The organism is Listeria sp. PSOL-1, assembly GCF_902806445.1.
Classification (GTDB): Bacteria; Bacillota; Bacilli; order Lactobacillales; family Listeriaceae; genus Listeria.
Genome location: NZ_LR760298.1, coordinates 1,589,107 through 1,610,031 on the forward strand (window position 1 = coordinate 1,589,107; position 20,925 = coordinate 1,610,031).

The window sequence follows — 20,925 nt, forward strand, 5'->3', positions numbered from 1 at the left end:
TCATATATTCATTACTTAATTGGTACTTCTTTATTTTGCAATAACATTACCTCATCTGGCGTTAATTCACGATATTCACCCGGCGCTAATCCTTTATCAAGTTGGAGTCTTCCCATTTCTAAACGTTTCAAATAACACACTTCTTTCCCCACTGCTTTAAACATCCGCTTTATCTGATGAAATTTTCCTTCTTGAATGATCACTTCAATTTCACTTGTTTCACCCTGTATAGCCAAAATATTAAGTTTTGCTGGTAAACTGACAAAATCACCTAAGTCTATTCCAGTAGCAAATTGTTTAACGTCATTTTCTGTAACGACTCCTGCAACTTTGGCGAAATAAAGCTTATCAATATGTTTTTTAGGTGATAAGAGCTCATGTGCTATAGTACCATCATTGGTTAACAGGAGCAGCCCTTCCGTATCTTTATCTAAACGCCCTACTGGAAATGGCTTTAACAGCTTATCTTCTAATTTTAATAAATCTAGTACTGTCTTTTTCGCCTGGTCTTCTGTTGCACTAATGACACCGGCGGGCTTATTGAGCATAAAATAGCGATACATTTGATAGTTTACTTTTTTGCCATCAACGTAAAGCCTGGCTGTTTCAATATCAACGTGGAGATCTCCTTGCTTGACGCGCTTTCCATCAAGCAACACTTCTCGTTTTTTTAATACTTGCTTCACTTCTTTTCTAGTGCCATAGCCTGCATGAGCTAATAATTTATCAAGACGCATCTATTCACCTATTTTTTCTTTTTGATAACGGTTTTTAAGTTTGCTTACGTGAGCTGAAAATATGGCCTCTACTGAAATATCGTAATGATTAGCAATAGCCATTACATTTCCCAATACGTCGCCTAGCTCTTCTGTTAATTCTTGCTCATAAATCACTCGTTGTTTTTCCATTTCTTCAGGGTGATCGCGGCCTATTTCCATTGCTCTAATTGCTCGTGCTACCTCACCAGTTTCTTCCGCTAAAAAACCTATTCTCGTAAAAATATCAAATTCAGACCAGTTTCTTCCTTTGTAATATTGATTTACCCACATTTGAAATTCTTTTGCTTCCATGTCATCACCTCTTCCTTATTTTAGCAATAATTTAAATAAGAAACAAAGGGATTAAATGAACCTATTTTTAGTTTTTTTTTTGCTCTTTTCTGACACGCTCAATTTGTGCAGCATAATTTCGCTCTAGTAGTTGTCCGTTTATTGTTTGTTGCAATCTGTAACTTTCCATGCAACATTCGATTTCGACAAGTATTTGAAAGGCATTGTGGTCTGTAGCATTTTCAACTAAACTTCCTATTTTTGCATAAAGTTCTTTAAGCTGGTAAATATCTGCTTGTTTTGGGTGAACACCATTCATTTAAACACCGCCTTCAATAGAACTAATTCCTCACATATTATTTTACGCAGATTTCCGTCATTTGAAACGCATTTTATTTTTAATTCACAAAGAATCCATATTTAAGCAATTTATGGAATAAATTACTTTTTTAATCTAGTTTAAATAAAAAAACAGCAACCTATGGCTGCTGTTTTTTTCGCTATTCTAAAACAAATTGATTATGATAAAGTTCTGCGTAAAATCCATCTTGTTTTAAGAGACTTTCGTGCGTTCCTTCTTCTATCACTTCGCCATGATGTAAAACAACAATATGATCTGCATCAAGGATTGTTTTTAGCCTGTGGGCGATAACAAAACTTGTTCGTCCAGATATGACATTATCCATTGCCTTTTGGATCTTACTTTCTGTTACCGTGTCGACGTTACTTGTTGCTTCATCTAGAATTAACAAGCTTGGATTTGTCAAAATGGTACGTGCAATACTCATTAATTGCTTTTGACCAACGCTAAAGATGCTATTCTCATCACTAATCTCCGTATCATAGCCTTTTTCAAGCTGCATAATAAAGTCATGAATATTCGCTTGCTTGGCAGCGCTAATAATAGCTTCTTCACTTGCATCTGGTTTACCAAAAGCGATATTATCGCGAATCGTTCCAGAAAACAATACGGAATCTTGTAAAACAATGCCTACTTGTTTTCTAAGTGAATGAAGCTCAATATCACGAATATCTTTTCCATCGAATAAAATAGCACCACTATCCACGTTATAAAAACGATTTAGCAAGTTCATAATCGTCGTTTTTCCAGAACCAGTTGGACCGACAACAGCTACCATTTTACCTTTATTTAAAGTGATATTCACATTTTTAAGGACTGGCTTGTTTTTATCATAGCCAAAACTGACATCTTTTAAAACAACGCCTTCATTAACATCATGGATTTCTTCAACATGTTCACGCTCTTTTTCATTTTTCTCAGCAAAAACTTCACTTACACGTCTTGCGCCAGTAATTGCTAATTGTAACATATTATATTGTGAAGAAATTTGTGTGAGTGGCATATAGAATTGTTGTGAATACTGGACAAACATCACAATAAGTCCAAGTGCTACGCCACGCTCTAGATCACCATTTAAAGCTAAATAACCACCGAAGAAAATAACGATCGCTGTATTTAACAAAGAGATCCCTTGCATAACTGGAAATAGTAAACCAGAGTAAACTTGACCTTTGTAAGTGGCATTTTTAACGATATCATTGTGTTTAATGAAGCCATCAATGGTTTCGTCTTCGAGGCCATTTGTGATAATTACTTTTTGTCCGGAAATTTTTTCATCAATATAAGCATTAAGTCTCCCTAAACTATCTTGTTGTAAATCGACATAACGTCTTGCTTTACGAATGATGATAGCAGCGATAATAATCGCAAAAGGACAAGCAATTAATGTTACAAGAGCAAGTTCAACATTTTGATCGAACATCATGATAATAACACCAATCATTAACGCTACATTCGAAAGCAGTTGGACAATAGCTTGATTTAAAGTGTTTGAAATATTATCCATATCACTTGTAAAGCGGCTTAGCATTTCGCCATCACTATGGCGATCAAAGAAACGAATCGATAATTTTTCCATTTTACGGAATAAACCAATACGCATACGGTTTGTTGATTTTCCTGCAATTCCTGTCATTACAATGCTTTGGATAAAAGTTGCAATCGAAGTGAGGACATAAAATAGTAGCAGAAGTAATAACACATGATGTAGCGCGCTTTTATCATCGATGTGTTTTGTAAATAAGTTCACCGCATAAGTAGCTAATTCTTGAATCGCTTTCCCCATATACTGCGGCGCTTTGACTTGTAAATAAGTTGCAGCAATAACTGCAACAAGCACAACGGAAAGTTGTAATTTGTAAGCACGAAGGTAATACCAGAAGAAATTCGTAATCTGCTTAAATTCTTTCATTACGCTTCCACTTCCTTTCCTTTTTGTGTTTCATAGATTTCGCGGTAAATGCTACTCATATCAAGCAGCTCTTTATGATTCCCAACACCTACTAATTTACCAGCATCAAGTACTAAGATTTTATCTGCATGAATAACAGAAGAGATCTTTTGGGCGATAATAAAAGTAGTTGTGTGGTCTAACTCATTATTTAAAGCTTCTTTTACCAATTTTTCTGAGCGAGCATCGAGTGCGCTGGTACTATCATCAAGAATGAGGATTTTCGGATTACCGATAACTCCTCTTGAAATAGACAATCTTTGTTTTTGACCACCAGAAAAGTTGCTGCCGCGTTCAGAAACAATCGCTTCATAAATCTTATCTTGTTGCTCAATAAACTCTTTAGCTTGAGCGATTGTGGTTGCTTTTTCCATCTCTTTTTCTGAAGCATCCCTTTTACCATGACGCAAATTTTCAGAAATTGTACCAGAAAATAAAATAGCACGTTGTAGTACAAGAGATACCGTTTCGCGTAAAGATTTTTTATTAATTTGTTTTAAATCTCTCCCCCCAACTAGGATCTCTCCTTCTGTTGGATCGTAAAGCCGTGGAATAAGCTGTGCTAACGTTGATTTTCCAGCACCGGTTGCACCAACAATTCCAATCATTTCACCTGGGCGAACTTTAAAAGAAATATCCGTTAGTGCATTTTGATCGTCATTTTCATACTTAAAGCTAACATGACGAAATTCAACGCTACCTTCCAACGCTTCTTCTTTAGCCTCTTTGCTATAAGTAATATCTGGATCAGTATTTAATACCTCACTAATACGACGAAGAGAAATCATAGCACGTGAAGCCATCATCATCATCATTCCTCCGATGATAATCGCCATCATAATTTGCATTAAGTAGGTCATAAAAGAAGCTACCGCACCAATCACATTTGGATCACTACTTACCATGTTCCCTACAAAATAAAGAGATACAACAATGGCTAAGTTAGACACGAGCATAAATGCAGGAATCATAACTGAGAAAAGTGTACCAACAACAATGGTATGTTGCGTCAATTCATCACTTGTTTTAGAAAAACGTTTGATTTCATTATCTTCTTGTACAAAAGACTTAACAACACGCATTCCGGCTAGGTTTTCTTTAGCAATCGCATTGACACGATCCAAAAAATGTTGAATCTTGGCAAAATGTTTTCCCATTGCGCCAAAAGTAATCATAACGATTAAAAATACGAGCACAACCAAAACAACAATAACCCACCAAAGTGCTGGTAGAGTCACCATCGCTAAAACAAAGCTACCGATAAACATGATAGGAATACGCATTAACGTTTGCAGTGACATCATAACTAAGTTCTGTACTTGTGTAACATCATTTGTCTGCCTAACAACTAAATTGCCTGTTGAAAAACGTTCAATATTACTGAATGAAAATGTTTGCACTTTACGGAAACTCGTTTCACGAATGTCCGCCCCCACTCCTTGTGCAACTTTTGCTGAGATAATCGTATTTAAAATCCCTGCAATTAATCCGATCACTGCAATACTAAGTAACATGATACCAATTGAACCGATTTTATCCATATTGTCTTTCATTATCGCATCAAGTACTTGTTGCAGTAGCTTTGGTTGCCAAAGCTGTGCTACAACCATAATTGCAACAAATAATGTCGATAATATCGTTAAAAAGCGGTACTTCTTTAAATGTTTCAATAAAATCTTCATCGTTACCCTCCCCTAATTATAAAAATCAGATACATTAAGACGAACATTCATTCTACTCGATTAACTTGGACATTGCAAGTGTTTTTTGAAACAAATTTCAAAATCAGACTTAAGGTGTACTTGCTTTCATATCAATAACTAATTACTTCCTATTAAATAATATTTTTTTACAACTACAGTAAAAATGATGATTCATTGTAATTTTATTTCAGTATCATGATAAATGACAAGAATGTAAGTTATTATTAAATAATTGTCACCTAACTCGCATGACGCATCTATCACAATTCGTTAGAATAGCATACATAGAGTAGAGTTTAAGGAGGAATAACACTATGCAAAATAATGTTGTTGATGTAAAACATATTAAAAAAATCTACGGTAAAAAAGGTGAAAATCAATCCGTTGCCTTAAGAGATATTTCATTTAAAATGAAAGAAGGCGAGTTCATCGGTATTATGGGACCTTCAGGATCTGGAAAAACAACCTTGCTTAATGTTTTATCGACGCTTGATCGCTCAACGTCTGGTGAAATAACTATTGCTGGGACAGATATTACACAAATGAATAGCAATAAGCTTGCTGATTTTCGCGCACAGGAGCTTGGTTTTATTTTTCAAGATTTTAATTTACTAGAAAACCTAACCTTATACGAGAATATCGCTTTACCGCTTTCACTTCAAAATGTTAAAGCATCAAAAAGCAAAGAACGTGTAAATACAGTAGCTACACAACTCGGCATCCAAGATATTCTTCATAAATTCCCAGCAGAAGTATCTGGTGGACAAAAACAAAGAACTGCAGCAGCGCGAGCTTTAGTTCATGAACCCGCTATTATTCTTGGCGATGAGCCAACTGGTGCCTTAGATTCGAAAAATGCGATCAGCTTACTTGAAGCTTTAACAGAACTAAATAAAACGCAAAATGTTTCCATTTTGATGGTAACGCATGACCCTCAAAGTGCTAGTTACTGCGAACGAATTTTATTTATTCAAGATGGTGAACTTTACAAAGAAATCCACCGGGAAACAAACCGCCAAACATTTTACAAACAAATTCTTGATGTGCTCGCTACATTTGGCAGTACAGAAGCGTAAGGAGTACTGATAATATGTTAATAAAACTCGCCTTATCTGGCATGAAAAGTAAACTAAAAGATTATATTGTGCTCCTTCTTGGTCTTGTCATGTCCATTTCCATTTTTTATATGTTTGAAACACTTGCTTTAAATAAAGCATTTATTGAAAAAAATTCGTTGATCAATTCGATTACTCCTGTCTTTCAAATTGGCTCGGTTCTCCTTGCCATTATTACAGTTGCTTATTCTCTTTATGCCAATAGTTTTCTTTTTTCACTTAGACAAAAAGAATTTGGCATGTATATGACTCTTGGTGCCAAAAAACGTAAAATTTCATTAATTATGTTTATTGAAACCATTGTCATTGGCCTTATTTCACTTATTATTGGGCTTATTGTTGGTGTTATTTTGGCAAATGTAGTTGGCCAGGTGTTAATGAAGCAATTAGACTTTCATTCAACAACTTATGCACCTTTTTATTTAATATCCCTTTTGGTTACAATTATTTTTTTCTTCATTTTATTTCTAATTTCTGCTTTGGTTAACATCCTGCAACTTTCTAAAGTAAGCGCCCTTGATCTTGTTCATGGTGAGCATAAAGCGGAACATATTATTATCCGTAAAAAAGCGGTTATTTTAAAAGCCGTTCTTTCCTTAATTTTATTAGGTATTGGTTATTACGCTATGATTGATATTAAAAATACTAGAATAATTGGAATGGTCATTGCACTGATTACAATCACTGCAGGAACATATTTATTTTTCTCCACACTTCTACCACTTGTTATTCATAAAATGCGTGAAAAACAAATCCGACGTAGCAAAAAAATCAATTCGTTTACTTATGCCCAGCTCAGTTTTCGCATTAACAGCTTAACGAGAGTCTTGGCGACCGTGGCCATGTTGGTTGCCCTTGGAATGGGTGCCATTGCAGTTGGCTTTGCGTTTAAAAATAACTCTCTTTTATTCGCAAACAATTTCACAAGCTATGACGTGACAATAACTAATCCTACAACGGCTCAAAACAAGCTGATTGCAGATCTTGATAAAGAAGAAAGCTTTCAGTATCAATATAAGCGCGATAGCAATAAAATTTATTTCAATCGCACGGAATTAGCAAAACATAAACCGCTTTACATCGATGAACTTTCAAAAGATAAGATTAAGAAAAATAAGCGACTTATGTCCAACCCAGAAATAAATGAAACAAAATGGCAAAATTTCTTAAGAAGTGCCTTTCCAAGTGATGTCCTTGGAAATCATGACTTAGATATTGTTTCAATAGAAGATTTCCAAAAAAGAAGTGGACAAAAAGGTCAAATTGTTTTTGTTAAAGTACGCGATTTTAATGCAGCGATACCTGTTCTCAAAAAAATTAATCAGCTAGAAAAAGAAAAACACAAAAACCAGCCAGATTATTATGATAACAATAAGTATGCGATGTATGAAACGTATAGTGGTTTTGCAAATGGAACAGTATTTATGGGCTTCTTCCTTGGATTCGCTTTCTTAGCCATGATGGCCAGCTGTTTAATGTTTAAAATTTTAACCGGTGCTACAAATGATAAAAAACGTTATCAAATGCTTACAAAAATTGGTGTGCGCCGTAAACTTCTTACTAAATCAATTTATAAAGAAATCTTCTTTATTTTCTTATTCCCGGCTATTATTGGTTTCATTCACGTAACGATTGGAATGAAAATGTTTAACATTTTGTTAATTGATACCTACTACCGCTTTTATGTTCCGGTGCTACTTTTCTTAATCATTTATACGCTTTATTATTTCATTACGGTTAAACTTTACAGGGAAATTGTTTTACGCCAGAAAAATTAAGAATCTAGGGCAGCTTTATTTAAAAAATAGCGCGTAGGCTCTATATTTCGAGCATGACAAATCGAGCGGAAGCATTTGTATTGAAGCAGTTTGCTAGAAGCCAGAAGCGGAACGTACGACTGTACGTGAGAACCGGAAGTCTGGCAAATTGCTTTAATGCAAGCGCTTGTCGCCGATTTATTTTGTATATGCTCAACATTTATAAACAATCTTCCCATCTACAACTGTCATCGTAACTTTTAAATCTCTTAAATCAGCTTCGGCTACAGTATAAGGATCTTTCTCAACAATGGTAAAATCAGCGACATAGCCAGGCAAAATTTTTCCTCGCTCGAATTCTTTGTAACTTGCTATGGCGCTACCCGTCGTATATTGCTTGATTGCTTCAAAAACAGTCAGAGCTTGATCAGAAAAATAGCGTTTGCCATTTAAATCTTGGTTTGTTGTTCGCGTAACTGCTGCGTGAATCCCGTAAAACGGATTAGGAATTTCAATTGGAGCGTCACTACCAAATGCCGTTTTAAAACCATACGCTGCAATCGATTTCCAAGCAAAAGCAAGTGGTGGATGCCTTTCACCTAGCACATCAAGCGCCCATGGGAGGTCACTACTCATAAACTGCGGTTGTAGATCAAACAAAAGTGGTAATGGCATCGCTTTTTCTAACAATTCTTCACGCAGCCATGGTGTATGAATCATCCGATCAAATTGTCCATCTTTTGGTGGGAATTTCAGCAATGTCGTAATTACATTATCAAAAGCTTGATCCCCTAGAATATGGATCGCAACAGGTAAATTAGCTTCTCGAGCTTGTTTAACTAATTCGGTAAATTCATGATCTTTGTGGATTTGCAAACCATAGTTCTTTTTATCATCAGCGTAAGGAGCAGACATTAAGGCTGTCCTAGAGCCAACTGTTCCATCGTAAAAAATTTTCATTGCGCCAAGTTCAACAAAAGGATGTCCAGAAATGAACAACTCATTAGAAGCTTTAAAAGCAGCCAGTTCAGCGTGATGAACTAATAATTGTACGCGAAACGGCTTTTTCTCGCCAGAAAGCATAGCATAAAATGTAGCCAGTGTTTTTTCAAAGCCATTAAAATAATGTAAATCTTCTGAATGAGCGCCTGTTAAGCCTTTTTCCCATAAATCTTCCACTGCAAGCGTAAGCCAATGCTCAAGCTCAGCACTCGTTGGTTCCGGAAAAGCAGCCACCGCAATGTTGAGCGCATTGTCACGCAAGATACCAGTAATTTCGCCCATTTCATCTATATCAATTTCACCACCCCCAGAAAAAGGGGTGTCACTCGTTAACTGAATCTCATCAATAAATGCTTGATTAATACTTACCGAATGATAATCAATTCTGCGCACTAAAATAGGCGAAGTCTGACTGATTTGATCCAAATCATGTTTCGTTAGCTGCGTCTTTTCATCTTGCCATTTATTCTCATCATAACCTTCAACAAAAAGCCAATTTCCTTCAGGTAATCTATCCATACGTTCCTTGATTTTAGCCAATGCCGCTTGTTTCGTTTTCGTTTGATAAAGATTAAGACGAGCTAATGCTTGACCATACCACAATAGATGAATATGTGAATCAACAAAGCCTGGAAAAATAATTTTCCCTTGTAAATCAATGACTTCATCTGCTTGGATTTGCTTAGCTGCACTTCCTGTTGCAATAATTTTCCCATTTTCGGTTAAAACGTCATCTACCTTTTCAAAAGGGGCTGTCATTGTATAAAAAGTTCCATTGGTCCAGAGTTTCATTGATAATCCTCCCTTAATAGCCTTTCTTTTTCGTCTCGTTTTTGTAAAAGCTGTTGGATACGAATACAAATCATCGCTAAAATAAGAAGGGCAAATACACTAACAAACAGCGTCTTGATCCCACCAAAATATTCAACGGCTACTGCACCTAAAAACGGTGCCAACATTCTAGCAGTAGTCGCTATTCCATTCACTAGCCCTTGGTAGAGCCCAGCCCTTCCTATCGGCGCTAATTGATAAGCAATCGTTGGAATAGCAGGCCAAGCAAACATTTCTCCAAGAGTAAGTAAACACATCCCCATTAAAAAGCCACGATAGCTTTCTGCCAAAAAAGCAGCACCAAATGCAGCACTAAACAACAGAATCCCGACAACTATTTGCAAATGTAAATCCTGTTTAAAGCGATAAATAAGTGGTATAAAAAGAAGCTGTCCAAGAACAATTAATGCACCGTTAATACTCCACAATTCTCCGTACTCTGCTGTTGTTATGCCTTTTGTTGCAATCATATACGTTGACAAATTCGACTGCCACTGAACGTGTGGTAATTGACAAAATAAATATGTACCTAACAATAAAAGCAATGAAATTAATCCTATGAATGTGGTCCTTCCTCGCTTCATTCCCTTCTTTCGATGTTTTGTTACTATTTTTACTTTTTCAGAATCCCAATCAATTTTTCTAAAAAAAAGAAGGAAAAAGATAGCATAAAGCACAGCAAAGATAAAAGCACCGAAGTATACTTTTCCCATGCCGCTTTTAGCAAAAAAGCCAGCTAAAAATGGCCCTAGCGCGACGCCAATGTTTTGCGCAACGTAAATCGCATTAAAACCTGTTCGTCCGCCAGCTGGATGCGTTAGTCCGGCAGCAGCATATAATCCCGAAAAGATTAACCCCACCGAAAAACCAACAGCCCATAAATTCCAAATAAACAGCGGAAAACCATGAAACAAAACAAGCGATGCCTCTGAAAATACGAGTATAATTGTCCCAATCATAAGTGAAAGGTAGCCTGAAAACCGATCAAAAAGCAGACCACCAATCACACTTGAAATAATTCCTACTCCAGAATTAACAAGTAATACAAGCGATGCCTTTGTACTCGTTAACCCTAACTCTTGTGTCATATACACCATATTAAAAGGCCAAATAAAAGACAATCCTGTATAAAGCAACATCATCCCAATGATAACAATCCACAAATCACGTGGTAGCCATTTTAAAAACAAACGATCTCTCCCCTTTTTGATGTTTATTTTCTTAAAATAACATAATTTTATTGGCAATATAAGAAATATTATTTATATAAAAAATAGCATATTCAAGCAAAAAGTCTAGGAAATCATGCGATTCAGCTCTATTTCTACGATTTAAAAAATAGGGCATGGGTGCTACATTTCGAACACGACAAATCGAGCGAAAGCGTTTGTATGGAAGAGCTTTGTCAGAAACCTGAAGCGAAGCAGCGTACGACTCTGGCAAAACTCTTCAATCGCGATTGCTTGTCGCCGATTTATTTCGTGTATGTCTCATCCTTTTATTCTTCTTGATCACGTTCAGGCCTTGTCATGTATTTGCTTTTTGGCTGAGCGCCGTAAAGACCAGAAACCCTTTTAAACCAAATAAATACGTGCGTAACAAGTACTTTCAACACAGCATAGCCAGGTACGGCAAAAATAACACCCACTACACCAAAAAGTTTACCTGAAACTAAAATAACAAACAAAATAGTAATTGGATGGACCTTGAGCGATTTTCCCATAACTTGCGGAGAAATAAATTTCCCTTCAAGAAGCTGAACAACGATCCAAACAATGATCAATTTAAGTAGCAGCCAAGGTGAAGTGACCACTGAAATAATCAGCGCTGGTGTAATCGCGATTGCTGGTCCTAAATAAGGCACGATACTTGTACAAGCAGCAATAATGGCTAATGTAAGTGCGTAAGGCAGACCGATAATTAAGTAGCCAATAAAAAGCAAGATGCCAATACAGAAGCTAACAATAATTTGACCACGAATATATGAACTAATTTGATGATTTGATTCAATCAATACCTGACGCGTGTGAGCACGGCTATTGACTGGTAGCAATTTTAAGATAAAATCAGGTAATTTCTTGCCATCTTTAAGTAAATAAAACAAGATAAGTGGCGTTGTAACGATAGCAAGCACAACTTCAGTTACTGTTCCAACAATGTTTCCAATACTATTAATCGCACTTGTAACAACTGAAGAACTTTTTTGTGAAATGGTTTTCATGATGTCATTCATGTTGTGATTTAATTTATCCTTAATCTGGTCAAATAGTGGTGATTGACTGAATTCTGTAAGCCGTTGCGTCATTTGATCCCAATATTTTGGAAAGTTTTTAAATAAGCTCATAAGTTGATCTCTTACAGCAGGAACAATAAAACTAAATAAAACGACTAATGCGCCAACAATAATTAAATAAAGCAAGCCAATCGCAAGTCCACGCCGCCAACCTTTCCGCTCAAGAAAGTCGATCATTGGATTGAACAAATAATACGAAATACCCGCTAAAATAATCGGCGCAGCAACAGTTTCAATAATCACTCCAAGCGGATAAAAGACAAAAGAAATCTTTGTCAGCATGAAGATATTTAAAGCGACAAGTAATAAGATTAAAAGCCCTAAAACAAATTTATTTTCGATAAAGTATTGTTTAAATTTAGATAATGTTTTTTTCACTTTCTCACCTACTTTTTTTAATAGTATACAGCAATCCATGAGCAAAAAAAATCAGCCTAAAGACGGGGAGCCATTAGCCCATAACTAACCCATCTGGATCCAGTTCAAGCAACGCATGTGCAAAATAAAAATGATAATCTTGTTGAAACTTTTTAAAAAGAGCCATTCCTTCTTTTTGATACATAATTAGTGGATCTTGTTGTCCATAAGCTTGCAGATGAATCCCCTCACGTAGTTCAACCATTGCATCCAAATGAATGACCCACATTTGATCCATTAGATTTAAATAGACTTCTTTTTCAATGGCATTAATTGTATCCGCTGGGAATTTATCGCGAACAGAACGATGCCATGTAATGATCTTTTCCGCCACTTCGCTTGGAGTCATAAGTAACACTTCATCAAAGCTATATGGGAATTTTGTGCCGCCAAAAAGCTCTTTTTGTAGTTCAAAAAAGAATTCTGTTTTATCTTCTGGAATTTCTTCAGGAAACGTATTTTCTGCAACCTCACGTAAAATCCTTTCTGATGAAACGCCTAGCTTATCGCGCTCTAACAATTCATCGCGCTCTTTGTATACGATTTTACGCTGCAAATCAATCACTTCATCATAAGCAAGTAAATCTTTCCGGATATCATAATTTGCTGCTTCAATCCGTTTTTGTGCATCGAGGATAATGGAATGGATCTTATAATAAATGATTGGTTTTCCATTGCGTGGATATTTACGTTTTAACTTAGCATAAAAACTTCGCCACTTTTTACTCTCAAATTGTTGTAATAAATCATCTTCAAGCGAAATCATAAATTTACTAAAGCCTGGATCTCCTCTGCGGCCAGAACGACCCATTAACTGTAAATCAATACGCCTACTTTCATGTCGTTCTGTTCCAATCACTGCAAGCCCGCCAAGCTCGTTTACATCAGCTGAAAGTTTAATATCCGTCCCACGTCCTGCCATGTTTGTCGCCAAAGTTACCATGCCTCTTTCTCCGGCACGTGCAATAATTTCGGCTTCTTGTGCATGATTTTTGGCATTTAACACTTGATGCGGGATGCCCGCTTCTTTTAACAATTTACTAATCCATTCATTATTTTTAATCGACGACGTCCCTATTAACGTTGGTTGTCCCTTTTCATAGCGCCATGATACTTCATAGACGATGGCCCTGCCTTGTTCACGTTTAGTATAAAAAACCTCGTCTTGAACATCTTCACGGTTAACACGTAGATTGGTTGGAATGACAACAACATCCATTCCATAAATGTGTCGAAACTCTTCTTCTTCCGTTTTAGCAGTCCCAGTCATGCCAGCAATTTTTTTATACATTCTAAAGTAGTTCTGAATCGTAATAGTTGCAAGCGTTCGTGATTCTTCTTTAACGTTCACACCTTCCTTAGCCTCAATGGCTTGATGCAGCCCGTCATTAAAGCGACGGCCAGGAAGAGCACGGCCAGTATGTGGATCGATAATCAACACTTCATCTTCAAGTACTACATAATCCTTATCTTTATGCATCAAAAAATGAGCGCGCATAAGTAGCATTGTAATCCTTAGTAGTGGCTGGTTTTCTGCTTCATAAAGCGATTCTACTTCCCAAAATTGTTGTGCTTTTTCAATACCCGCGTCATTTAACCAACAGAAGCGTTTATGCTCTTCAATTTCATAATCATCTTTTAGCATGGTTTTTACAAGTTTATTAGCATTTAAATAAAGGGATAAATCCTCTTCTTTGCGATCAGAAATAAGTAACGGTGTCCTTGCTTCGTCAATTAAAATCGCATCTGCTTCATCAATTAAAACAAAGTCACGAGTAGATTGGACTTTATCAGCGGTTTGCCGAACCATATTATCACGCAAATAATCAAAGCCAAATTCTGAAGCAGTTCCGTAAATCACATCAGCAGTGTAAATCGCCTTTTTTTGCCTTTTATCTAAGCCCGTTTCATTTAAAGCTACTGAAATTCCTAGGTATTCAAGCACTCGTCCAATTTCTTCCCGATCACGGGAGGCTAAATATTCATTGGCAGTAACTAAATGAACATGATTGCCACGAATGACTTCTATGTACATGACAAATAACGACATCAACGTTTTCCCTTCACCCGTTTTCATCTCAGCAACTTTCCCGTCACCAAGTACGAGGGCCCCAATGAGTTGAACAATGACTGCATCTAATCCTAAAACTCGGCTTGCAGCTTCTCTTGCTAATGAAAATATATTGATCTTATCACGCATAGGGATTTCTTTTTCGCGAAAACGTTCACGCCAAATGCGCGTTTGTTCGATAAGTTCTTCTTGGTCCATATTTGTATAAAGCCCTTCTTTTTTCACAATTTGACGGGCAATTTGGCGATATTCTTTTACAATTTTACGATCATCAAAATTCTGTTTCATTTATCTTTTCCTCCAGGATACCATTATACAACAACCGCATCACTTTCCAAAATGAAGCCCTGCTTTTATATTACAATTTGATTAATTTTTTCAACGGGTACATATGGATGCTACTTGCTTCGTGCAACCTTTGTAACGTTTTTGGTACGGGTGTTATCGGGCGAAACACTCATATGAGCTACATCGCAAGACTTAAGGACGTACGTTCGCATTTGCAAATGTTACAATTAGATTACAATCGTTCGGTATAGGCCGTTTTTATTTTGCTAAACGTGTCCCCGATATTTGTTTTTTTTTTACAAACTGGGTAAAATAAGTATTAAACATTAAGTTTCTAAATACATATCGATTTATAAAGAGAGGAGATTTTACAAATTATGAAAAAAGCGGCCATTGCAACAGCAACAGCAGGAATTGCAGTAACAGCTTTTGCTGCACCAACGATTGCTTCTGCAAGTACTATTGTTGTTGAATCCGGCGATACTCTTTGGGGAATCGCAGAAAAAAACAATACCACGGTTGACACTTTAAAACAATTAAACAAATTAGCTTCCGATAAAATTTTCCCTGGGCAAAAACTTATCGTTGGTGAACAATCTAAAATAAAAGCAGAAAAAGAAGTTTCTGCTACTTGGTTAAATGTTCGTCAAGGTCCGGGCGTAGAAAATCAAATTATGACTTCTTTACAAGGAGGAACTAAAGTTACTGTTGAATCAACAGAGGATAATGGTTGGAGCAAAATTAACTTTGGTAAAAAAACAGGCTATGTAAATAGTAAATATTTAGCAGAGACCACTGCTTCTACTCCAAAACAAGTTGCGAAACAAGAAGTTAAAGCTTCTACTCCAAAGAAAGTCGTTAAGCGAGAAACAAGCCAAACACAAGTCAAAGAAGACGTATCTACATACGCTGTAAAAAGCGGTGATACACTTTGGGGGCTTTCAACGAAGTTTGGTGTTCCGGTTCAAGATTTAATATCTTGGAATAATTTATCTTCTTCTTCCATCTATGTTGGACAAGTTTTATCCATTAAAGCTTCTGTTCAAAAAGCGCCCGTTCAAGCAGCTCCAAAACAAGCTGTTAAACAAGATAAAGAAGTAGAACAATCAAAACAAACAGCACCTAAACAAACTAAATCAGCCCAACAACCCATTGATACAAGCGCTTCTTCTTATACAGTGAAAAGCGGCGATTCTTTAAATAAAATCGCTAGTATCTTTGGTATATCTGTAAGCCAACTTAAAGCACTAAATCATTTATCTTCTGATTCGCTTCAAGTTGGGCAAGTGCTTAAAGTAAAAGGTCAGGTAGCTACTCCGGTTCAAAAACAAGAACAACCTGCTCAAAAAGAACAAACAAACACACAACCAAAAGAAGATGTAAAACAAACTCCTTCGATTGATACAAATGCCTCTTCTTATACTGTAAAAAGTGGCGATTCTTTATCAAAAATTGCCAACATTTTCGGTATCAGTGTATCAAATTTAAAGGCTTTAAATAATCTATCAAGCAACGCACTTCAAGTTGGACAAGTGCTTAAAGTAAAAGGCCAAGCAACTAACCCTGCTCAAAACATGAACAACACAAATAACAATTCAACAACGAGCAATACAAATAATGCCAAACCAGACAAACCAGCACAAAACACAAATAATAACAACTCTAGCTCTACAAATAACAATAGCTCTTCAGCTAGTTCTTCTAGCTATGCTGCTTTACTTGCTGAAGCACAAAAACATTTAGGTAAATCGTATAGTTGGGGAGCAAATGGGCCTTCGTCGTTTGATTGCTCTGGTTATACAAAATATGTTTTTGCTGCCATTGGTATTTCACTTCCGCGTACTTCTGGCGGGCAGTATGCTTCTTCTACAAGCATTAGCGAATCACAAGCTAAACCTGGTGATCTCGTGTTCTTTAATTACGGTAGAGGCATTTCACATGTTGGGATCTACGTTGGCGGCGGTCAAATGATCAACGCCCAAGATAATGGCGTTAAATATGATAATATTCACGGTTCTGGCTGGGGACAATTCCTTGTAGGCTTCGGACGCGTTACTAATTTTTAACTCGTAAACAACAAAATAATAGATCAGCGTTTCAAAAAGTTGTTGCCCGTAAAAGCAAACTTGTTGATGCGCTGATTTTTTATGAGGAAGGTTTTTATACTTATGGAAAACAGCGTCACACTAAAGTTGAATACAAAATTTTTAAAAGCTTTTCAAAATCGATATCCGTTAATTCAGCGTGAATACTTTACAAACTGGCCAGATGAAATAACAGAAGGCACATTACTTCGCCTTCACGGCCCTAATCATCAATTCATTGGAAATGCTTATTACGGGAAACAAAATAAAGGCGATGGTTGGATTTATAGTTTTACTGATGACAAAAAAACAATCAGCCAACATTTTCATAGCGCTTTGCAGGAAGCCATTTCAAAGCGAGAAAGGTTTTTTCATGATATCACGACAACGGCTTTTCGTTTATTTAATGGAGAAGGTGACCATTTTGGCGGCATAACGATCGATTATTATGACGGTTTTTTGTTACTGCAATGGTATAGTGAAGGGGTTTATTCATTTAAAGCCGATTTACTCCCTATCTTATTTGATTTGCCTTTTACACGGGGTATCTATGAAAAAAGGCGTTTTGAGCAAGCCGACACCCCAAAAGATGATTTTATCGGAGGTTCTCGTGCTACTTTCCCGCTTATCATTAAAGAAAATGGGATTCATTATGCTACTTATTTAGATGATGGCTGGATGACAGGGATTTTCCTTGATCAAAAAGAAGTCCGCAAAAAATTGAGCTTAGGCTATACTGCTGGAAAAACAGTACTCAATACATTTTCTTATACTGGTGCTTTTTCAGTAGCTGCACTTTTCGGTGGAGCGCTACAGACTACAAGTGTTGATGTTGCGAAACGCTCGCTTTCTAAAACGAAAGAACAATTTGCCGAAAATGGGCTAAATAGCGATTCTCAGCAAATTATTGTCGAAGATGTTTTCCATTATTTTAAATATGCTGTGCGAAAAAACCTTCATTTTGATATCGTTATCGTTGACCCACCAAGCTTTGCACGCACAAAAAAAACCACTTTCCAAGTAGCAAAAGACTATCCTGCTCTACTAGAACAAGTTATCCAAATTACAGCGACAAACGGCACGATTATTGCTTCAACAAACTATGCCGGTTTCCAATTAAAAAAATTCAAACAACTTATCCAAACCGCATTTAAAGCAAGTAAACGCACCTATAAAATCGAACAAATTTTCACCCTTCCCGCAGACTTCACAATAAACCCTGCTTTTCCTGAAGGCGATTATTTGAAGGTTGTTTTTCTTAAGTTGGATGTATAGTAGCTAGGCTTTCATTATGGGTTTTGACAGCACTTTAGGATATTTTCACAAACTTGTTAACCATTTCTGTTAAAACCCATAATTTAATGGCCTCCCACTTAGACTATTACTCAAAGCACCAACTACAATAACTTTTTTAACTCCTGCCATTCCTCTTCTGATAAAGTTACGCCCTTCCCCATTTTTTCATGCTCAGGTGCCCAGTCACGGATATCGTATTTTGCAGCACGTCCATTCCAGCTAATCAGGTTAACTTCTTTGCGCCATCCTTTTGCATTTTCAGAAAGCACACCTATTTTTTCAACAATTTCATATTCAATATTTGCCATGTTATCTTCTCCCTCTCGATATTTTATAGTCTAACTTTAACCCAGAAATACTGACATTGCAAAATTATCCCTTTTCATACTGGTAAATATTTGCGAGTTAAGGTAGGATAAATACAGGTATGGTTCCTAAAAGGAGGATAAGCACTTGAATAAGACGAAAAATGATTTGTTAGAAACTTGCCTTATGGCTGGTAAAATCATGATGGAAAGCGGTGCTGAAATGTACCGAGTGGAAGATACGATGAACCGAATAGCAGATAGTGCTGGCAGTAAAACAGGAATCAGCTTTGTAACGCCAACAGGTATTTTTATGTCCATTGAAGGGGAACAAATCATCCAATTAAAACAAATTCCAACACGGACCATTAACTTAGAAAAAGTCTCCCTGGTCAATGATTTATCACGTGAATTCGCGCAAAAAAAGATCACTTTGGTTGAATTACATAATCAACTTGAAAAATTAGAACATAACGGAAATTTCTTCCCACTTTGGCTACAAATTATCGCTGCTGCTTTAGTAAGTGGAGCTTTGATGATTATCTTTGGTGGCGTTTGGCAAGATTTTATGAGTACATGCATGATCGGAGCACTTGGTTTTATTATTTATTATTATGGTACCGAATGGCTAAAAGTAAAATTTTTAGCTGAATTTCTAGCAGCATTTACGATCGGTATGCTTGCTGTTATGATCACATCACTTCATCTCGGTGTCAATTTAGATAAAATTATTATCGGCGGGGTAATGCCTCTTGTTCCTGGTGTTCCCATTACAAATGCTGTACGTGATCTTCTGGCTGGTCATTTACTTAGTGGCATGGCTCGTGGAACGGAAGCATTGCTTACTTCGAGTGCAATAGGAATTGGCATTGCGGTTGTTTTCCGCTTTTTGTTATAAGGAGGTAATTTTTGATGGTTCTTACTATTTTAGTACAAATTGTATTTAGTTATATCGCTACGGTCACCTTCGCGATCATCACTAACGTACCTAAAAGGTCACTTAACGCTTGTGGAATCACTGGTACAACGGGTTGGCTAATCTTCTGGCTGCTTACGAAACTTGAAATAGGCAATGCGATGTCAACAATTGCTGGAGCTTTCGTTGTTGCAATTGCTAGCCATTTTTTCGCTAAATATAAAAAAATGCCAATTACGATTTTTAATGTGCCTGGAATTGTTCCACTTGTACCTGGAAGCTTAGCTTACCAAGGCGTCCGCAACTTTGTATTAGGTGACTATAACACCGCTATTGCGATCTCAGTTCAAGTTGGAATGATCGCGGGTGCAATCGCTGCTGGTTTGATGCTATCAGAAATTTTTAACCATAGTATCCGTCGTTTTCGCGAGCACAAGGAAAAATTTTAATTATAAATTTACATTCCAAATCTAGGTTGCTATAATATAATTAGAAAAAGAAGAAGCAAGCGTAGCACAAAACTCCCGAGTCTGCCTAAAGACCTCGGGAGTTTTGTCGTCTACTTATTTATTGTTACGCCGCCCTAACCAGTCTCGATAAGTAGCAAGCAGCATACCTACAAGGAGCGGAGCAACAATGGTGGAAAAAAGAAGAAGCAATTGTAGCACCCCCTTTCAAGTCAAAGAGGAGACTGTTTCAGTCATTATAGCATGTTTCATTTTAATAAGCTGATTTGCGTAACATCTCAATCAGCCGCGTACGACATTGATGACTTTGAACACAAACTTATCATATCGATGTCGTGATAAGGAATACTCAAAAGCAGTGCCACTATTTAAATAAACTGTTTGCTCCACTTCAATGATCGGATCTTCTGCTTTACAAAGTAAATATTTTTGATCCAATTCACTCGGCTTATCCGCACGAATTTGTTTATATGAGCTCGCAATTCTTAAACCTAATTCTTCTTGAATATAACGATAAACAGAGTTTTCGAGTACCGTTTGCGTCATTCCCGGAATCAAGGTAACAGGCATAAAAGTATGCTCAAGAACGTATGGCTCATCGCCTACCATCCGGATTCGTAAAATATCATAAATTGGTGTTTCACTTGTAATATTCAACTTCGCCTGAACCGTCTCATCGGGAAAAATGACTTCGAAATGAATCACTTCACTTTGAACATTTTTTCCATTTAACAGCTTAGTGAAGCCACTTACTTCTTGGTTATAAATTGGCAACTGCTCACCACGTAAAGCTGACTTAATAATGAATGTTCCATGCCCACGCTTTCGATACAACAAACCCTCTAACACGAGTACTTCAAGTGCTTTTTTCATTGTCATCCTACTGCAACTAAATTCTTTTGCAAGTGAGACTTCACTTGGAATAGCTTGATTCTCTGGATACTGATGATTTAAAATACGGTTTCGAATTTCTTCTGCAATATAGCTATATTTTGTCTGATTTTGCGGCATAACCTTCA

At 36.7% G+C, this 20,925-nt stretch carries 18 protein-coding genes; 6 read left to right on the forward strand and 12 right to left on the reverse strand.

Annotated elements, in window-relative coordinates; translation table 11 throughout:
- Window positions 1-11: 11 nt before the first annotated feature.
- From G6Q10_RS07735 to G6Q10_RS07755, 5 genes are all read right to left on the reverse strand, one after another.
- Window positions 12-737 carry a pseudouridine synthase gene (locus G6Q10_RS07735; protein WP_163654804.1) on the reverse strand — a complete coding sequence of 242 codons (726 nt, stop codon included), beginning with the start codon at window positions 735-737 and terminating at the stop codon, window positions 12-14.
- On the reverse strand, window positions 738-1,070 hold the full coding sequence (locus G6Q10_RS07740) for a MazG nucleotide pyrophosphohydrolase domain-containing protein (protein WP_163654805.1): 333 nt from the start codon (window positions 1,068-1,070) through the stop codon (window positions 738-740). It lies immediately after the preceding gene.
- 67 nt (window positions 1,071-1,137) lie between these two features.
- Window positions 1,138-1,368: a hypothetical protein gene (locus tag G6Q10_RS07745; protein ID WP_163654807.1), complete on the reverse strand. Its 231-nt coding sequence runs from the start codon at window positions 1,366-1,368 to the stop codon at window positions 1,138-1,140.
- A 181-nt stretch (window positions 1,369-1,549) separates the two neighbouring features.
- Window positions 1,550-3,322 carry an ABC transporter ATP-binding protein gene (locus G6Q10_RS07750; RefSeq protein ID WP_163654809.1) on the reverse strand — a complete coding sequence of 591 codons (1,773 nt, stop codon included), beginning with the start codon at window positions 3,320-3,322 and terminating at the stop codon, window positions 1,550-1,552.
- Window positions 3,322-5,043 (reverse strand): ABC transporter ATP-binding protein, encoded by a 1,722-nt coding sequence (locus tag G6Q10_RS07755; RefSeq protein ID WP_163654811.1) that lies wholly within the window; start codon window positions 5,041-5,043, stop codon window positions 3,322-3,324. Before G6Q10_RS07755 ends, G6Q10_RS07750 begins: the two co-directional genes overlap by 1 nt.
- Window positions 5,044-5,378: 335 nt before the next feature.
- Between G6Q10_RS07755 and G6Q10_RS07760 the strand changes: the two genes are divergently transcribed.
- Window positions 5,379-6,140, forward strand: coding sequence for an ABC transporter ATP-binding protein (locus tag G6Q10_RS07760; RefSeq protein ID WP_163654813.1), 762 nt, complete (start codon window positions 5,379-5,381; stop codon window positions 6,138-6,140).
- A 14-nt stretch (window positions 6,141-6,154) separates the two neighbouring features.
- Window positions 6,155-7,957 (forward strand): ABC transporter permease, encoded by a 1,803-nt coding sequence (locus tag G6Q10_RS07765; protein ID WP_163654815.1) that lies wholly within the window; start codon window positions 6,155-6,157, stop codon window positions 7,955-7,957.
- Window positions 7,958-8,149: 192 nt separating this feature from the next.
- On the opposite strand, the gene G6Q10_RS07770 is transcribed toward G6Q10_RS07765, so the two are convergent.
- The 4 genes from G6Q10_RS07770 to secA2 all read right to left on the reverse strand — a co-directional run bounded on the left by G6Q10_RS07770 (window position 8,150) and on the right by secA2 (window position 14,838).
- Entirely contained in the window at window positions 8,150-9,730 is a 1,581-nt protein-coding gene (locus tag G6Q10_RS07770; protein ID WP_163654817.1) for an amidohydrolase, read from the reverse strand.
- The gene (locus tag G6Q10_RS07775; protein ID WP_163655827.1) at window positions 9,727-10,911 is read right to left on the reverse strand and encodes an MDR family MFS transporter; all 1,185 of its coding nucleotides are present in this window, start codon (window positions 10,909-10,911) and stop codon (window positions 9,727-9,729) included. The genes G6Q10_RS07770 and G6Q10_RS07775 overlap by 4 nt, the downstream gene beginning before the upstream one ends.
- 356 nt (window positions 10,912-11,267) lie before the next feature.
- On the reverse strand, window positions 11,268-12,479 hold the full coding sequence (locus G6Q10_RS07780) for an AI-2E family transporter (protein WP_370519528.1): 1,212 nt from the start codon (window positions 12,477-12,479) through the stop codon (window positions 11,268-11,270).
- A gap of 34 nt (window positions 12,480-12,513) precedes the next feature.
- On the reverse strand, window positions 12,514-14,838 hold the full coding sequence (gene secA2, locus G6Q10_RS07785; protein WP_163654821.1) for an accessory Sec system translocase SecA2: 2,325 nt from the start codon (window positions 14,836-14,838) through the stop codon (window positions 12,514-12,516).
- A 377-nt stretch (window positions 14,839-15,215) separates the two neighbouring features.
- Between secA2 and G6Q10_RS07790 the strand changes: the two genes are divergently transcribed.
- Both G6Q10_RS07790 and G6Q10_RS07795 read left to right on the forward strand, forming a co-directional pair.
- Entirely contained in the window at window positions 15,216-16,904 is a 1,689-nt protein-coding gene (locus tag G6Q10_RS07790; protein ID WP_163654823.1) for a LysM peptidoglycan-binding domain-containing protein, read from the forward strand.
- A 102-nt stretch (window positions 16,905-17,006) separates the two neighbouring features.
- Window positions 17,007-18,197, forward strand: coding sequence for a class I SAM-dependent rRNA methyltransferase (locus tag G6Q10_RS07795; protein ID WP_163654825.1), 1,191 nt, complete (start codon window positions 17,007-17,009; stop codon window positions 18,195-18,197).
- A gap of 122 nt (window positions 18,198-18,319) precedes the next feature.
- On the opposite strand, the gene G6Q10_RS07800 is transcribed toward G6Q10_RS07795, so the two are convergent.
- Window positions 18,320-18,526 carry a YdbC family protein gene (locus G6Q10_RS07800; RefSeq protein ID WP_163654827.1) on the reverse strand — a complete coding sequence of 69 codons (207 nt, stop codon included), beginning with the start codon at window positions 18,524-18,526 and terminating at the stop codon, window positions 18,320-18,322.
- A 184-nt stretch (window positions 18,527-18,710) separates the two neighbouring features.
- Here G6Q10_RS07800 and G6Q10_RS07805 point away from each other — a divergent pair, with 184 nt between their 5' ends.
- A complete protein-coding gene (locus tag G6Q10_RS07805; RefSeq protein WP_163655829.1) occupies window positions 18,711-19,421 on the forward strand; it encodes a threonine/serine exporter family protein in 711 nt (236 codons plus the stop codon).
- A 14-nt stretch (window positions 19,422-19,435) separates the two neighbouring features.
- Window positions 19,436-19,888, forward strand: coding sequence for a threonine/serine exporter family protein (locus G6Q10_RS07810; protein ID WP_163654829.1), 453 nt, complete (start codon window positions 19,436-19,438; stop codon window positions 19,886-19,888).
- 114 nt (window positions 19,889-20,002) lie between these two features.
- Here G6Q10_RS07810 and G6Q10_RS10165 read toward each other — a convergent pair whose 3' ends face one another.
- On the reverse strand, window positions 20,003-20,107 hold the full coding sequence (locus G6Q10_RS10165) for a type I toxin-antitoxin system Fst family toxin (protein WP_370519529.1): 105 nt from the start codon (window positions 20,105-20,107) through the stop codon (window positions 20,003-20,005).
- Between the two features lie 81 nt (window positions 20,108-20,188).
- Window positions 20,189-20,917 carry a GntR family transcriptional regulator gene (locus G6Q10_RS07820; RefSeq protein WP_163654833.1) on the reverse strand — a complete coding sequence of 243 codons (729 nt, stop codon included), beginning with the start codon at window positions 20,915-20,917 and terminating at the stop codon, window positions 20,189-20,191.
- Window positions 20,918-20,925 lie beyond the last annotated feature (8 nt).

What these genes read in the sequence shown, in the direction of transcription:
- G6Q10_RS07735 (WP_163654804.1), bottom strand. Translation starts at nt 737, where the DNA reads ATGCGTCTTGATAAATTATTAGCTCATGCAGGCTATGGCACTAGAAAA.
- G6Q10_RS07740 (WP_163654805.1), bottom strand. Translation starts at nt 1,070, where the DNA reads ATGGAAGCAAAAGAATTTCAAATGTGGGTAAATCAATATTACAAAGGA.
- G6Q10_RS07745 (WP_163654807.1), bottom strand. Translation starts at nt 1,368, where the DNA reads ATGAATGGTGTTCACCCAAAACAAGCAGATATTTACCAGCTTAAAGAA.
- G6Q10_RS07750 (WP_163654809.1), bottom strand. Translation starts at nt 3,322, where the DNA reads ATGAAAGAATTTAAGCAGATTACGAATTTCTTCTGGTATTACCTTCGT.
- G6Q10_RS07755 (WP_163654811.1), bottom strand. Translation starts at nt 5,043, where the DNA reads ATGAAGATTTTATTGAAACATTTAAAGAAGTACCGCTTTTTAACGATA.
- G6Q10_RS07760 (WP_163654813.1), top strand. Translation starts at nt 5,379, where the DNA reads ATGCAAAATAATGTTGTTGATGTAAAACATATTAAAAAAATCTACGGT.
- G6Q10_RS07765 (WP_163654815.1), top strand. Translation starts at nt 6,155, where the DNA reads ATGTTAATAAAACTCGCCTTATCTGGCATGAAAAGTAAACTAAAAGAT.
- G6Q10_RS07770 (WP_163654817.1), bottom strand. Translation starts at nt 9,730, where the DNA reads ATGAAACTCTGGACCAATGGAACTTTTTATACAATGACAGCCCCTTTT.
- G6Q10_RS07775 (WP_163655827.1), bottom strand. Translation starts at nt 10,911, where the DNA reads ATGATGTTGCTTTATACAGGATTGTCTTTTATTTGGCCTTTTAATATG.
- G6Q10_RS07780 (WP_370519528.1), bottom strand. Translation starts at nt 12,479, where the DNA reads ATGGATTGCTGTATACTATTAAAAAAAGTAGGTGAGAAAGTGAAAAAA.
- secA2 (WP_163654821.1), bottom strand. Translation starts at nt 14,838, where the DNA reads ATGAAACAGAATTTTGATGATCGTAAAATTGTAAAAGAATATCGCCAA.
- G6Q10_RS07790 (WP_163654823.1), top strand. Translation starts at nt 15,216, where the DNA reads ATGAAAAAAGCGGCCATTGCAACAGCAACAGCAGGAATTGCAGTAACA.
- G6Q10_RS07795 (WP_163654825.1), top strand. Translation starts at nt 17,007, where the DNA reads ATGGAAAACAGCGTCACACTAAAGTTGAATACAAAATTTTTAAAAGCT.
- G6Q10_RS07800 (WP_163654827.1), bottom strand. Translation starts at nt 18,526, where the DNA reads ATGGCAAATATTGAATATGAAATTGTTGAAAAAATAGGTGTGCTTTCT.
- G6Q10_RS07805 (WP_163655829.1), top strand. Translation starts at nt 18,711, where the DNA reads ATGGCTGGTAAAATCATGATGGAAAGCGGTGCTGAAATGTACCGAGTG.
- G6Q10_RS07810 (WP_163654829.1), top strand. Translation starts at nt 19,436, where the DNA reads ATGGTTCTTACTATTTTAGTACAAATTGTATTTAGTTATATCGCTACG.
- G6Q10_RS07820 (WP_163654833.1), bottom strand. Translation starts at nt 20,917, where the DNA reads ATGCCGCAAAATCAGACAAAATATAGCTATATTGCAGAAGAAATTCGA.